Annotated in this window: 14 protein-coding genes and 2 tRNA genes; 3 read left to right on the forward strand and 13 right to left on the reverse strand. The window is 38.3% G+C overall.

Annotated features, from left to right (window positions below; genetic code table 11):
* Window positions 1-48 precede the first annotated feature (48 nt).
* The 12 genes from ACOKFG_RS06665 to mutS form a co-directional block, all read right to left on the reverse strand.
* Window positions 49-1,095 carry a M14 family metallopeptidase gene (locus ACOKFG_RS06665; RefSeq protein ID WP_422862070.1) on the reverse strand — a complete coding sequence of 349 codons (1,047 nt, stop codon included), beginning with the start codon at window positions 1,093-1,095 and terminating at the stop codon, window positions 49-51.
* A gap of 177 nt (window positions 1,096-1,272) precedes the next feature.
* Window positions 1,273-1,665 carry a hypothetical protein gene (locus ACOKFG_RS06670; protein WP_422862071.1) on the reverse strand — a complete coding sequence of 131 codons (393 nt, stop codon included), beginning with the start codon at window positions 1,663-1,665 and terminating at the stop codon, window positions 1,273-1,275.
* A 107-nt stretch (window positions 1,666-1,772) separates the two neighbouring features.
* The gene (locus ACOKFG_RS06675; RefSeq protein ID WP_422862072.1) at window positions 1,773-2,261 is read right to left on the reverse strand and encodes a YybH family protein; all 489 of its coding nucleotides are present in this window, start codon (window positions 2,259-2,261) and stop codon (window positions 1,773-1,775) included.
* Between the two features lie 46 nt (window positions 2,262-2,307).
* Window positions 2,308-4,350, reverse strand: coding sequence for an amidohydrolase family protein (locus ACOKFG_RS06680; protein ID WP_422862073.1), 2,043 nt, complete (start codon window positions 4,348-4,350; stop codon window positions 2,308-2,310).
* Window positions 4,351-4,444: 94 nt separating this feature from the next.
* Window positions 4,445-4,960, reverse strand: a complete 516-nt coding sequence (locus tag ACOKFG_RS06685) for a hypothetical protein (RefSeq protein WP_422862074.1) — start codon at window positions 4,958-4,960, stop codon at window positions 4,445-4,447.
* A 164-nt stretch (window positions 4,961-5,124) separates the two neighbouring features.
* Window positions 5,125-5,637 (reverse strand): hypothetical protein, encoded by a 513-nt coding sequence (locus ACOKFG_RS06690; protein WP_422862076.1) that lies wholly within the window; start codon window positions 5,635-5,637, stop codon window positions 5,125-5,127.
* Between the two features lie 105 nt (window positions 5,638-5,742).
* Window positions 5,743-6,315, reverse strand: coding sequence for a hypothetical protein (locus ACOKFG_RS06695; RefSeq protein ID WP_422862077.1), 573 nt, complete (start codon window positions 6,313-6,315; stop codon window positions 5,743-5,745).
* Window positions 6,316-6,455: 140 nt separating this feature from the next.
* Entirely contained in the window at window positions 6,456-6,809 is a 354-nt protein-coding gene (locus tag ACOKFG_RS06700) for a hypothetical protein (RefSeq protein WP_422862078.1), read from the reverse strand.
* A gap of 27 nt (window positions 6,810-6,836) precedes the next feature.
* The gene (locus tag ACOKFG_RS06705; RefSeq protein ID WP_422862079.1) at window positions 6,837-7,187 is read right to left on the reverse strand and encodes a hypothetical protein; all 351 of its coding nucleotides are present in this window, start codon (window positions 7,185-7,187) and stop codon (window positions 6,837-6,839) included.
* Window positions 7,188-7,505: 318 nt separating this feature from the next.
* A tRNA-Leu gene (locus tag ACOKFG_RS06710) sits at window positions 7,506-7,589 on the reverse strand.
* Between the two features lie 37 nt (window positions 7,590-7,626).
* Window positions 7,627-7,699 (reverse strand) — tRNA-Gly (locus ACOKFG_RS06715).
* An 82-nt stretch (window positions 7,700-7,781) separates the two neighbouring features.
* Window positions 7,782-10,364 (reverse strand): DNA mismatch repair protein MutS, encoded by a 2,583-nt coding sequence (gene mutS, locus ACOKFG_RS06720; RefSeq protein ID WP_422862182.1) that lies wholly within the window; start codon window positions 10,362-10,364, stop codon window positions 7,782-7,784.
* 144 nt (window positions 10,365-10,508) lie between these two features.
* On the opposite strand from mutS, the gene ACOKFG_RS06725 reads away from it, so the two are divergent.
* Window positions 10,509-11,060, forward strand: coding sequence for an RNA methyltransferase (locus ACOKFG_RS06725; protein WP_422862080.1), 552 nt, complete (start codon window positions 10,509-10,511; stop codon window positions 11,058-11,060).
* 105 nt (window positions 11,061-11,165) lie between these two features.
* On the opposite strand, the gene folK is transcribed toward ACOKFG_RS06725, so the two are convergent.
* A complete protein-coding gene (folK, locus tag ACOKFG_RS06730) occupies window positions 11,166-12,311 on the reverse strand; it encodes a 2-amino-4-hydroxy-6-hydroxymethyldihydropteridine diphosphokinase (protein ID WP_422862081.1) in 1,146 nt (381 codons plus the stop codon).
* Between the two features lie 69 nt (window positions 12,312-12,380).
* Between folK and sppA the strand changes: the two genes are divergently transcribed.
* On the forward strand, window positions 12,381-14,141 hold the full coding sequence (gene sppA / locus ACOKFG_RS06735; RefSeq protein WP_422862082.1) for a signal peptide peptidase SppA: 1,761 nt from the start codon (window positions 12,381-12,383) through the stop codon (window positions 14,139-14,141).
* 4 nt (window positions 14,142-14,145) lie between these two features.
* Window positions 14,146-14,853: a queuosine precursor transporter gene (locus ACOKFG_RS06740; protein WP_299175179.1), complete on the forward strand. Its 708-nt coding sequence runs from the start codon at window positions 14,146-14,148 to the stop codon at window positions 14,851-14,853.
* The last annotated feature ends 20 nt before the right edge of the window (window positions 14,854-14,873 follow it).

Here is a 14,873-nt window from a genome sequence, read left to right on the forward strand (position 1 = left end):
TTTTTTTTAGTATAAATCAACCCAGAATTGCAACAGCTTTTGCTTACCCTACTTGGTCACATAAGAACTAATACACATTACGGTGTCATCAACGTTAATTGGTGGGGTGGCTAACTTGTATAGTATAATCCCATCCTTGGGCGCTTTGTATGTTTCAAGAATAGTTCCAAATACGTCTGTGGTATAACCAATAACATCATCCTTTTTGATCTTGTCCCCAGCCTTATATTCACTATAAAAAATACCTTCAACAGTAGCATCGACATAGGTTTGATTATTAAGATACGTTATGTTATGGTCTTTTTTCCTGTCCTTTGTGTACATACCCATTTCGGCGAGCATATTGTAAATGCCTGTTGTAATTAAAGCCACATTATCCTCTTGCACATTCCCCAATTTTCCGCATTCAATGCTAAGAGCCGTTTTTCCATCCTGAACAGCTTGCTTGAACGTATATTTTGCTGGCTCGGTATCTGAAATGGTATAGGGATAAGAAACCACATAATTAAATCCGCTACTTTCCGAAAGTTTTTTTGCCAATGCCGTCTGATTTGGTTTTTTCGTGTTGTCGTAGAAACATACAAAAGGAATTAAATCCTCACAGGCATCCCCGCCATGCACATCAAGAAAAACATCACTTTCGGGAATAATGTTTGTGGTAATAAAATGAGCTATTTGTTCAGTAATAGTACCATCACTTTTCCCTGGAAAGGCGTTGTTAAGATTTTTTTGGTCTTGAGGATTAATAAAAGGTGTTCGCGTAAAAAAGGAAGCTAAGTTGGCAATCGGAATCACAATTAGTGTTCCTTTAAGTTGTTCCGGGTTGATTTCTTCAATTATTTTTTGGGTAGCTACTATTGGCGGATATTCAAAACCATGAACACCTGCAACTATGGTAAAAACTGGACCTTCAGTTTTGCCTTTGATGATGGAAATGGGCAGGTATATCGAATTTCCCAATTGATCGGAGAAGTCAATTCGAATGTTCTCTCTGTGAGCTCTGGTGTCATTACTAAAAACATTTTGAAACGCATTTTGAGACACTACGGTAGTGGTGACAAAAAGTATGAATAGGAATAAAAGTATGGAACGCATTTTACTTGGAATGTTGATTTAAGGTTTCTGACTCTCTAATATAGCCATCAGTTTGGATTAAACCAGCTATTATTTTTGGTTATGCATTGTTGCCAACTGTTATTTTTGATTCAGGATTTTCTGAAGTGGTGGAGAACAAGTAATTAATTAGAACCATTGTTCTGTCCTAGTAATATATCACTTCCCAATTATCAGCAATATCCCAATCAATAAGAGTACTATCCATCCTGGATGTTTTCCTTTAGTTCCAGCTAATACCAATAGGGAAGCAGCAAGCATTGTAAGGATAGTTGAGTTAATTATAAAATCAACAAATTCGGCACCTGACTTACCTTGGTTTAATGCTATTTTAACCAGAAATGTTCCAATACACCAACCAAAAAATGAAGCCAAATGCCAGGTTGCCCAAATTATTCGTAAATGCCTTTCTTTCAATTCAGTGCCTACTTTTGTTGGAACCAGATTTCCCTTGTTTCTTTTGGTGTTAAAAATCATGTACTCTCCAAGTATCGAGTGAACAAGTCCCAATACGAAACATAGAATTCCGGCGATTAGAAAATAAATATTCATAAATCAATTCTTGACTATTCGTTTTTCGGTTTGCCCCTAACGGTCTGGGTTATGATTTTGTTTCAGAACGAATCCGTAATGAATTATGGCAATCGTTACGAAACGTTTTATTTTTTCTCCTGTGCTTGACTGATCATATGGCTAATTATTTTCCATTCGTTGTTTGATTTTTCATATACTCTCAAATGATTAATATACCGGTCATTCATTAAAGTGCCATCACTCCATTTTTGACCCGTTCTTACATTAGTTGAACGCAATATTGCAATGTTGTCAGTAAGGAATTGAACATCATCATTAACATAACTATCTTCTCCATTCATAACGAAATCCATCGCAAAAATTTTTGTGAGAAGTTGTCGCAATTCAGATTTCGATTGCATTCTATCTCCGAAGGCGTTGGTCCAATCCGTGTTTTCGGAATAGTCTTTTATAGCTAATTCCACATCCTTTGCGTCCCATCCTTCGTTCCAATTATCAATGGTTTTCAATATCTCTTTAGAATCCGTATCGCTATCAATCTCTATTTCTTTTTTCTCCGATTTGCACCCAAAAACAAGTGCTATCATAAAAAGTGTTGTGGTTATTTTCTTCATTTTTAGTTTTTTAAATGTTCGACAATGACCCTAATTGAAACTTATGTTACTCTTTCACATCTGGTACTTTGGTGAACGGTTTGATGCCAAAAGCAGGGTACACTTCACTGGGAAAGTAGAAAGTGCCCGCTCGGGATACCAGTGATATTGTTTTTATGGCTTTAATGTCCTCAACGGGATTCCCGGGGATTAAAAAGAAATCGGCCAACGCATCGGGCTCAATTATGCCAAGATTATCATCCCCCAGATATTGGGCCATATCATAAGTTGCCAATTTCAATAGTTCGGCTGGGGTATACCCCAATTGCTGATATAGTTCAAGTTCACGATGGTAGAAGAAAGCTCCCCCCAAGTCGGTCCCTGGGATAATGGTGATTCCTTTATCTTTCATCATTTTTAAGGTTTCCACAATTTTATCGAAACCTTCCCGATAGGCTTTGTCATCTTCTAGGGAAGCCACGTCGGCCAAAGCTACTTTATATCCACGTTGGGAGTTTGGTGGCATATGATCAATGAAATCTTTGGTGCCCTCCCAAATTTCACCGTTTCTTGCCTTCATCAAAACCTCATGAATGGCCAGTGTAGGATCCATTGCAGTTTTGTTGGTTATAAATAAATTCATTGATTCCTGAACCTTTGGACTGTTAAGGTCTAGGCCTGGAAATCTTTTTAAGGCTGTCAATCGAAGCAAGGTGCGTGTATCTTCGTGCGGTTCCAATACCCAGCCTAACATGGTTTGATTAATATGTGTCATTTCGTCAAAACCAGCTCGCAACATAGCATTGGCATTGGAGAAAGCGGGAACATGGCCACATACAAACATGCCATATTCATGGGCTTTTTTAACAATGGCCGGAGCCCAATCCCCATTCATTGAGTTGTATAACTTCACGCCATAAAAGCCCATTTCGTGATAACGATCCACGGCTGCCAAGGCCTCTTCCTCAGTGGAGACCAAAATTCCATTGTTTGCGCTGTATTCACTTTTTCCTTCAATAAAGCCCAGACGATGTACTCTGGGTCCGGCCAGAATCCCGGCATCTATTTTATTGATTAATTCATCCAATACCGCATTGTCATTTCCCATATCACGAAAGGAAGTAATTCCTGCTAAAACATTCAACAAAGCTCTTTCATCTCCCGTATGTGCATGCATTTCATACATTCCGGCCACCAAGGTGCCTTCAGCTCCATCGATGACAACTTCATCGGTACCAGTTGTGTTGGGCGCATCAATACTTACAATTCGGTCACCATCGACCAACACGGACGAAAGTGGAGTGAGTGCCAAAGATTTGGGATTAAATATTCTTACGTTGTCGATTCGTACTTTTTTTCCATAATTATGGGCGTACTTCTTTTGCAATGATTCAAATCGTTCCGTGGAATATTTTTCGGCATAGGCCCGAAGTTGTTTTTCTTTTGCTTCAAACCCTTCGCGAACAATAACAAATGAAGGACTTATAATAGCGAATAGCCGTTGATCATTATCGGCAATAAAATAGGAAGGATTCATATCAGCTCCCGACATGGCATAGGTGGTAAGGTCCAGAGAAGTGGAGTCGACCATAATACTGGCTTTTTCCATCTCCGTAAGTCGAAGTGTGCCTCCTGGGAGTACATCGGCTGATTGATTAGGAGATTTGAGGAGGCTGCGAGCCATAAGAATTTCGGAATACGGACTCCCAGACTGATTTACATACCATTTGGCTTTGTCCAGGTTAGTGCTATCACTTCCGGTAGCATCCGTCCATGAAGCTGCGGTTCCGTTCCATGTATACTGTTCGTCAACGGCATTTCCAAAAGTGGTGTTTCCGGCAATGTTCCATTGAACAGGAAAGCCTTCCTTGTTTAGTACTATAGTTTCGTTCATGGTAGGTCCACGTCCATTGTTTTTATAATCGTAGTCTATTTGGATCGTGTCTCCTGAAATTTGTGTTTTTAGGTGTCCTATTGTGGTGCTCCCAAAAATTACAGAATAGGTTTCATTTCCTTGGAAATCAATCAGGGAGGAAACGGAAGAAGATTCTTGTTTACAGGACATCAATATCAATAAAGTAATGGGTAGGAAAAGAAATTTGACGTTCATGATCAGTTGTTTTTTAGAAATTTATTGAAGGTAGGAAATATTCTTTTTTGGTAGGAGGTAAGCTATGAATTATAGCCATTGTTAGGTGCTGGCTTTATAATTCATTCTCATTTAAATCCTTAGCTAAACTTGAAATTTTTAATTTTTTATTCCGCTTTATATATTCCAAATCAGCTGAATTGTCAATCATTAACTGACGGTTGTAATAATTTATATGTTCAAGAACTGCGAAAAAATTGGCTAATATCCCCCACAAAATTAAGTTTTCAGGTATAATTCCCCAGTCATTTTGATACAATTGAATTGTAAATATCATTGGAATCAAGCCAATTAATATCATATTTATTTTTTTAGAATTCCTGAAAATATTTAGGTTTTTTTCTTGATTGAAAGGTTTGTTCATCAATCTATATAATTTTAATTTCCAATAGTGTTGACCTTGAATTAGTATTATTATACAAACTAAAATTCCATACAGTAGAAAAAATATATTTGCAAATGAGTTATTAAAGATTAGATAAACTAATATAGCAGGGAAGGTCACAAAAGCGTGAAATCGTTCCATAGGATAATAACTCTTTAGTCTTTTAATCAGTTTTTGTTTGCTCATATTCTTTTTCGGCTTGCACCTAACGGTCTCGGCTATGATTAGTTGCGGACTTTTCCAACGGAAAATGTCCGCCTGACGTAAAGATGATTGATTGCAGGGATTTCCATTCTGGGAAATCCGACCGCAATTAATTATACACAATGTTGGCAACTGGTTTTATTTTTTCAGTCCTTTTTAAATCCATAAATAGTTGTTTGCATTCCAGCAATTTTCCATTTGCCATTCACCTTTTCCATAAGTCTTGTTTCACGTTTTAATCCTCGAATCGAATCCTGTTGTTCATAAGTAACCCAGGCCCCATTTCCATAGAGGCGTACATTGATTTCGTCCAACAGTTCAGGAATTGGTTCGGGTTCAGGATGTTCCTGTATGAATGTTTTGACGAACTGGCTTATTTTTTTCCACCCGATTGATTCTGTAAAAGTACTGTCCGCAAAATCCACGTAAACTTTTGAAATGTCAGGGTCATGAACCCAATTTTTAGTCCAAGCCTCGTAATCTCTTTGAAAAGCATCTTTGGTTTCGTTGTTCAATGTTTCCAAAATGGCTTGTTTTTCCAATTCAGGGTTTATTTGCTCAATAGCTGCCACCTTAGTTTCTGCTTCATTCTTTTCTTTACAGCTTGCTAATATGACAAGCATTAATAATATAAATGGTAATATATTTCTAATTTTCATCTTCTCTTTTTTAACTTGTTGCCAACGGTCTCGGCTAAACGACGTGACCAGCTTTTGCTGGGCATGGACGTTTTAGCCATTTTTAGCGGCTGGCTTCTTTTTTATTCAAATTTCATATTCTTTATTATCTGTCACAATTACTCTTTCATAAACTTCTGTCCAATGATTAAATGTCTTTGTTTTCGGAAATTCGGAAGAACTTTCTTTTCTTCCTTTCCAAGTTAGATGCACAACCGCCATTTCTTGTTCGCCAATTTTAAAAAGAACATCATCATTATCTTCTCTTTTTGCAATTACTTCCACTACTTTTCCAAATAATAGATGTTCATTCGAAATTTCTTTTCTTAATTCATCTTCTAAGTTTCCTTTTGATTCAATTTTCATCCAAGGTGGTAAAAATTTAATTTCATCTCCAGGAAATAATTCTACGATTTCACCTTCTTTAAATTTTTCGGAATCTGAATCATTTTTTAATTGAAATGCCCACAAATCTAATCTTACATTTCCATTTTCATCAATTGCTCTTGGTTGAGTTAAACTATTAGTAATTTCTATATTTCCCAATTTCGAATTTTCTGGAAGCCAAAATCCTTTTCCTTCTTCAACTAATTTGGCTGTAACGAAATATCCTTTTTCCGTTATTTTAAACACCGATTCAATTTCAAATTTGACAGCCATTGTTTTTCTTTTTTTCTGCTTGCCGCTAACGGTCCCGTATAACCGTCAGTTACGGGTTAATATGCGTTAATTTTCGGTTTAGCACTGGCTTTAGCAATTCCGAGTGGATTCGGACGTAGTCGAATCCGTCGTAATTGCGGTTATACATTGTTGGCAACTGGCTTTTTTCCAAATATACGATTCACATTGTCGGGATACTTATGATTTAAATAGACTCCAATTCCAAAGAATCCTAATATTAACATAAGAGGAAATAGAAATTTCAATTCAGATTTTACGTCCTCCATATCATAGAGAATATTCCTTTCACCTGTTGCAATTTGAAATACTTGGGGTTCCATTTCTGAAATGTCTGTTTTCTTAATCCAAATAATCGCTTTCCCCGATTTTTTTAATTCATTCTTAACTAGTTCGTATTTTTTATTATACCTACTTTGTTCAATATTCTTACCTAATTTATATTTTCGTTTATCATTTTTAAGTTTTAAAATCAATTCGGATTTAATGCTTTCATGCCCTCTTTAACTCACTTGGGAGTATAAAGTTTTTACTACCTCTATTTCTCCACTTTTTTCAATCAAAGATTCTTGGCCTGTAAATAAGGTTGGAGCAAAAAAATAAAAAGCACAACCAACGCAAGAAATTCCAAACCAAAGTAATCTCCTAGCATAATAATCTTTGCGTCTTTTCTTTTTTTCTTTTTTTTCAATATTTTTTAGATCGTTGTCCCTATTTTCTTTTTCAATTTTTCCTTGGTCAACGGAATCTAATCCAGGTAATTTTCCATTACGTAGATTTAAAATATGAATGGCGGCATTAACAGCCTCTTCGGTATATTTTTTTTGATTTTCTAAAATATATTCCAATTCCATGTTAGTTTTATTTTGGAACTTATTAATGAATATATTTCTGTTCATTTTTTAATTGGAGTTATTATGTTCAGGCTTGCGCACAACTACTGGATATAAGGAAAACTCCCCATATCCCTACTATTTTGTACTAAATGTACTACTTATTTGTCCAAAATTAATCCGCTGGAATATTATGTCAATTCCTGATTTTATAAAAATATTGGTAGTGAAAAGGTATAGTGGCAGTATCATTAGTAGTTATACATACACAATAGCATTGGTTGGCCACTTTTTTTAAAAGAAAACCCTTCAAAATCAGTTGATTAAGAAGGGTTTCTGTACTCGAGGCGGGACTTGAACCCGCACGGGCAAATGCCCACAGGATTTTAAGTCCGGCGTGTCTACCAATTCCACCACTCGAGCAGGACTTAAATAAAAAAACGCTGTAAACAGCGTTTTGAGCGAAAAACGGGATTCGAACCCGCGACCTCCACCTTGGCAAGGTGATGCTCTACCAACTGAGCTATTTTCGCATTTTAAAGAACATCTGCAGCATCAGTTACTGCCGATGCGGATGCAAATTTAAAACAATTCCGCAAAAAAGAAAGAAATATTTTAGGAGGAGGCCTTTTTCTTTTTGCCCAACAAACGTTTAATCTCGTTAAGCTTCATCAATGCTTCCACAGGAGTAAGGGTATCAATATCCAAATGTAGAATTTCCTCTTTGATTTCTTCGAGTAAAGGGTCATCCAGATTAAAGAAACTGAGCTGCATTTCTTGTTGCGTTGCCTCCAAGGTACCCGCTATTTCTTCACTGGAATGCGATTTTTCGAGCTTTTTCAGGATTTTGTTAGCTTTTTGAATCACCTGTTGCGGCATCCCCGCCATTTTGGCCACATGGATTCCGAAACTATGTTCGCTACCTCCCGGGATTAATTTCCGAAGGAAGAGCACATTATCTTTTAACTCTTTTACCGAAACATTGTAGTTTTTAATGCGGCCAAAAGTATTGGTCATTTCGTTGAGTTCGTGATAATGCGTGGCAAAAAGGGTCTTTGCCCTGGAAGGATGCTCATGCAAATATTCCGAAATGGCCCAAGCAATGGAAATTCCATCATATGTGCTGGTTCCCCTGCCAATTTCATCCAATAAAACCAGACTCCGTTCCGAAAGGTTGTTCAAAATGGAGGCTGTTTCGTTCATTTCTACCATAAAGGTAGATTCACCCATCGAAATATTATCGCTTGCCCCCACACGCGTGAAAATCTTGTCCACAACACCAATTTTTGCTTCAGACGCAGGAACAAAACTTCCCATTTGGGCGAGAAGGACGATTAGGGCGGTTTGACGGAGTATGGCCGATTTACCACTCATATTGGGTCCTGTGATCATAATGATTTGCTGCTCATCACGATTTAGGAAAACATCATTGGTAATATAACTTTCTCCCAGAGGTAACTGTTTTTCGATAACTGGATGACGCCCGTCTTTAATCTCCAGACTTGTGGAGTCATTTATAGTGGGTAAGATGTAATCATGTTCTTTGGATAGTTGCGCAAATCCGGAAAGGCAATCCAGTTGGGCAATCAACTGAGCATTTTTTTGCACCGGAACTATGTATTCTTGCAGCCAAACCAAAAGTTGGTCAAACAGTTGTTGCTCCAATTGCAAAATACGTTCTTCGGCACCCAATATTTTGGCTTCGTATTCTTTAAGCTCCTCGGTAATATAGCGCTCTGCGTTGACCAAAGTCTGTTTTCGAATCCAAGATTCAGGCACCTTATCCTTGTGGGTGTTACGCACTTCGATATAGTAGCCAAAAACATTATTGGAGGCAATTTTGAGCGAATTAATACCAGTTAGCTCAGTTTCCCGCGCCAACATTTTATCGAGATAATCCTTGCCAGAAAAAGCAATATTGCGCAGTTCATCCAGCTCTTCGGAGTAACCAGTGGCAATCGTATTTCGTTTTTGTAGGTTGATAGGCGCTTCTTCATTGAGCGTTTCCTTGACTTTGGTGCGTAGTCGCTCGCAATCATCCAACTGTTCCCCAATAAGTTGGAGTGAAGCATTGGAACTTTCCGTAGCCAATTGTTTTATGGGACCAACAGCTTCAAGCGAATTTTTTAACTGAATGACCTCCTTCGGGTTTATTTTCCCGGTGGCCAGTTTGGAGATCAAGCGCTCCAAATCGCCCATTTGTTTGATCCAATGTTGCATTTTTTCAAGCTGGGTTTCTTCTTCTTTTAAATACGAAACCACTTGATGGCGTTGTTGGATCTTTTCAATATTTTTCAGCGGAAGGGCCAGCCATCGCTTTAAAAGGCGACCACCCATGGGAGAAATAGTCTTGTCGATGATATCCAGCAGCGTCACCGCATTGAGGTTGGTAGAATGATATAATTCCAGATTACGAATAGTAAAACGGTCCATCCACACATATTCCTCTTCCGCTATACGCTGAATTTTGTTGATGTGCTGTAACTGCCTGTGTTGGGTTTCCGACAGATAATGCAGTACGGCTCCAGAAGAGATTATTCCATAACCCAAATGATCTATACCAAAACCCTTAAGATTTTTGGTCTTGAAATGATTTGCCAGACTTTCTTGGGCATAATCCTCCTGAAATATCCAGTCCTCCAAATAAAAACTATGGAATTGTGTTCCAAAAAGCTCTGTGAATTCCTTTTTATGTGTTTTGGAAACCAAAACCTCGTTTGGGCCAAAGTTTTGCAACAATTTATCGACCTGTTCCGCGGAACCTTCCGCAGTTAAAAACTCACCGGTAGAGATATCCAAAAAGGAAACGCCAAATTTATTGCGTCCAAAGTGCACCGCGCAGAGAAAATTATTTTGCTTGGCAGATAAAATGTCATCATTTAGCGCAACGCCGGGAGTAACCAATTCGGTAACACCCCGCTTTACAATGCTCTTGGTCAACTTGGGATCCTCCAATTGGTCACAAATAGCCACACGTTGACCTGCTTTTACCAATTTTGGCAAATAGGTGTTGAGCGAGTGGTGCGGAAAACCTGCCAGTTCCGTTTTATCTCCCCCATTGTTTCTGTGGGTAAGGATAATTCCAAGAATTTTACTGGCTTTAATGGCATCTTCACCAAAAGTTTCATAAAAGTCCCCAACACGAAAAAGTAGCAGCGCATCAGGGTGTTTCACCTTGATAGCATTGTATTGCTGCATTAGGGGGGTTACTTTCTTTGTTTTTGAAGATGCTGCCAAAGCGATGGATTTTCCGTTATTTTTGAACCGGGTAAAAACGAAAGTACCGTTTTCCCTATAGATCAGAAATTTTTGTTGATATTTTCACATGGATGTTGAAAACCTATGAACCGTAAACTAGAAAACAGCGAATTGGGCCGATTGGATGTCGAAGGCTTTAAAAATGAGCGGAAGTCACCTATAATTTTGATTTTAGACAACATCCGGAGCTTAAATAACATAGGTTCGGTGTTTCGCACTGCGGATGCATTTCTAATTCAAAAAATCTATTTGTGCGGAATTACAGCCACTCCACCCCATAAAGACATTAGAAAAACTGCTTTAGGAGCGACCGAAAGTGTGGATTGGGAGTATAGACAAGACACTTTAGAACTTATTCAAGAACTTCAAAGCGAAAAAATCAAGGTAATTTCTGTTGAACAAGCAGAAGATTCCACTATGCTCAATGACTTTGATGTTGTGGAAGGAGAAACATTGGCACTGGTTTTTGGCAATGAGGTAAAAGGAGTTTCACAAGAGGTAGTTTCTGCAAGTGATGTGGTTTTGGAGATTCCCCAATTTGGTACAAAACATTCTTTGAATATCTCGGTAAGTGCTGGAGTGGTGGTTTGGGATATTTGGTCTAAAATGAATGCCCTAAAAACAAAAAAGCCCTGAAAAATCAGGGCTAAACATATAGTTTGAGTTAGTTAGTTCCTCTGTAAAGAGAAGGCTAATAAAATAAAACCATTCGTTATATGCAAACTTTTTCTGAAAATTCTCTTAAAACTTTGATAAAAGAATTTGGTCCGAAAGCGCCTTTAAAATGGTGTTATAATCCTTTTTGTCGGCTACAAAATCAAACTCGCTGATATCCAAAATCATACTGTTCTGATTGGGATGACCTTTAATAAAATCCAAATACCCTCGATTTATCTGCTCCAAATAAGAAGGACTTATATTTTGTTCATATTCTCGTCCTCTCTTTTTTATATTGTCCAATAGGCGCTCCGTATTTTGATAGAGGTATAAATAGATATCGGGTTTTTTTACCTCTTTGTACATAAAATTGAACACTTTACGGTACAAATCGAATTCCTCTTCTTGCAGGGTGATTTTTGCAAAAATCAGCGACTTAAAAATGTCATAATCACTGATCATAAAGTTTTTAAAAAGGTCAAATTGCGAAGTATCATCGGTAAATTGTTGGTAGCGGTCTGCTAAAAAAGACATTTCCAAAGGAAAAGCATAACGAGCTTGGTCCTCATAGAACTTGGGAAGAAAGGCATTGTCAGCAAAACGTTCCAATACCAACTTTGCGTTAAAATCGGAAGCAATCATCTTGGATAAGGTAGATTTTCCTGCCCCGATATTACCTTCAATCGCTATGAACTGAAGTTGCGAAAAAAGCTCCGTTCTATTTTTAAACAGTTTGTGCTTCGTCTTTTTCAATTGACTTCGATCTTTGCATTGCTGCAAAAGATTACGGATGTCCTTATTCAGAATGGGATGGTAATATTGGGGAGCAATATCGGCCAGAGGTCTTAAGACAAAATTTCGGTCAACCATCTTAGGATGTGGTATGGTCAGCTTGGCCGAATTGACGGTATCGTTACCATAAAGGATGATGTCAATATCCAATGTTCTGGATTGGTAGCCCTCATGCTCACTTCTTTCCCGACCAAAATCACGTTCTATCTGAAGTATAGTTTCGAGCAATTTTGATGGAACAAGTTCCGTTTCAACAGCGATACATGCATTTAAAAAGTCATCTCCGTCAAAACCAACAGCCGGGTTTTCATAAACAGCAGATACGGCCAGAATTTCCCCAGCTTTTTCTTGAATACTGAAAAGGGCGTTTTGCAGTGTAAGAAAGCGATTGCCCATGTTGCTTCCCAAAGAAAGATATGCCTGTTGTTTTCGACCCATAATCAAAAAAACAAAGTAAACAAAACAATATAACAATGGTTATATTTGACGCAGAATAAAATTTTTTTAATGAATTTTTTGAGAAATCTTTTGGCCTCAATTTTGGGATGTTTGGTAGCATTTGGCATACTGTTCGGCATGTTCATGATATTTTTGGCCATAGTAAGCAGTGCAGATGATGGAGTGATGGTTAAGAAAAATTCCATTTTGGAAATAAGCTTTACGGAACCCATCCGGGATTATTTGGGTAAGGATGAAACTGACCCCTTCGGTGGATATTGGAACGATGAAGCAGGGTTGGATGAGATAATTCATGCTATAAAAGTGGCTGGGGGAGATGAAAAAATAAAGGGAATTAGCCTTACCACCAGTTTTGTGCAAGCCGGTCTTGCCCAAGTGCAAGAAATCCGTAAAGCACTGAAAGACTTTAAAGCTACCGGGAAGTTCATTTATGCGCATTCCGATTTCTTCACACAAAAGGACTATTACCTGGCCAGTGTAGCAGATGAGTTGTATTTGAATCCGGTTGGAGGCATGGATTTCAAAGGATTGTCGACAGAGGTGTTATACTTTAAGGATTTGCAGGAAAAGACGGGCATAAAAATGGAAGTGATTCGGCATGGAAAATACAAAAGCGCTGTTGAACCCTATCTTTCAGATACCATGAGTCCTGAGAATCGTGAGCAAATTCAAGAACTGATCACCTCCTTATGGAACGAAATGGTCGGTGAGATTGGTGCTTCACGAGGTATAAGCACAAATAGACTGAATATTGTGGCAGATACATTGGGTGGACGCACTCCTGAGTTTGCCGTTGCTTCGGGTTTGATAGACGGCAATCTTTACTTTGATGAATATGAAAGTTTAATGAAGGAAAGCCTTGGAGTTGACAAGGATGATGACCTTAATTATGTGAGTTTTCAAGATTATATTCCATTGGCTAGTGGAACAAAATATAATGTCGGCAAGAATAAAGTAGCAGTAATTTATGCCCAAGGAGAGATTTATTATGGTGAGGGGTCCAAGGAATTTATTGGACAAGGCCTGATTACAAGAGCACTTCAAAAAGCTACTAAAAGTGAAAGTGTTAAGGCAATCGTTTTGCGGGTTGATTCACCGGGCGGAAGTGCCTTGGTTTCGGATATTATATGGCGAGAAGTGGAGTTGGCCAAAAAAGAAAAGCCTGTGGTCGTTTCCTTTGGAAACGTAGCTGCCTCAGGCGGATATTATATTGGGGTAGGAGGGGATAAAATCTTTGCGGAACCTACCACCATAACCGGTTCTATTGGTGTTTTTGGGACAATTCCGAATGTAAGTGGATTGGCTGGAGATATCGGAATCAATGCAGAACAAGTTGGGACCAATAAGAACTCGGTGGATTATTCATTATTTGAGCCGATGAGCAATTCGTTCAGAGATGTGGTGCAAGAAGGAATTGAAGATACCTACAATACTTTTTTAGAGCGCGTGGCAGCTGGAAGAAATATGAGTGTTGAAGAAGTGGATGTATTGGCCCAAGGTAGAGTATGGAGTGGCGTGGATGCAAAAGAAAATGGTTTGATAGATGAATTGGGGGATTTGGAAGATGCAATCGCCGCTGCGGCAGAAATGGCTGAATTGGAGACCTACGGAATTCGGAAATACCCCAAATACAAATCTGATTTTGAAATTTTCATGGAGAATTTTGGAGGCGCCAAGACCAAATTGGGAGAAGCCTTGATTCAAGAAGAAATTGGAAATGAAGCCTATCAAATATTAAAAGAGTTCAAACAATTGACCAAACAAAAAGGAATCCAGGCCAAAATGCCATTTAGCCTAAATATCAAATAATCGAATGACGCAAAAGGATAAGAGAGTTGCGTTTTCCATTTACCTCTATTTAGGGGCTTTGTTCATCACTTCTTTAGTGGTGTCCAACCTTATTTTTCAGAAATTCTTTTATTGGAACCCCTTTGGGGAAATAACCATTTTTGGGGCACCATTATTTGAGATTTCTGTTGGGATTTTACCTTACCCTATCACATTCTTGATAACAGATTTAATTTCGGAGATTTTTGGTAAAAAGAAGGCGAATCAAGTTGTGGTAGCTGGTATTTTTGCTTCTTTCTTTTCCTTGTTGATCGTGTCCACAGCTTCCGCTGCCTCAGCAACCGATTGGTCTCCGGTCTCCAACGAAATGTTCAATTCGGTTTTTGGAAATACCATAGTGGCCGTTTTTGCCTCTATGATGGCTTATCTGTTGGCTCAATTTGTAGATATTCAACTCTACCACTTCTGGAAAAGACTTACGAAAGGCAAATACCTATGGCTTCGGAATAACTTTTCAACCTTTTCCTCCCAGTTCATAGACACCTTTACTGTGGTCTTGCTATTGTGCAGTTTTGGTGAGATTCCATGGGAACTTTTTTATGGTCTAGTCATTAGCGGATTTGTTTTTAAGATTTTTATTGCCCTCCTCGACACCCCTTTGCTCTATCTTTTCGTATATCTAATACGCAGAAGATTTAACCTAAAATTAGGGGAAGAAATAGCCCTTAATTAGGTACTTCTTACTTATTTTGC

Source organism: Flagellimonas rhodophyticola, from assembly GCF_049332665.1.
In the GTDB taxonomy this organism is placed as follows: domain Bacteria; phylum Bacteroidota; class Bacteroidia; order Flavobacteriales; family Flavobacteriaceae; genus Flagellimonas.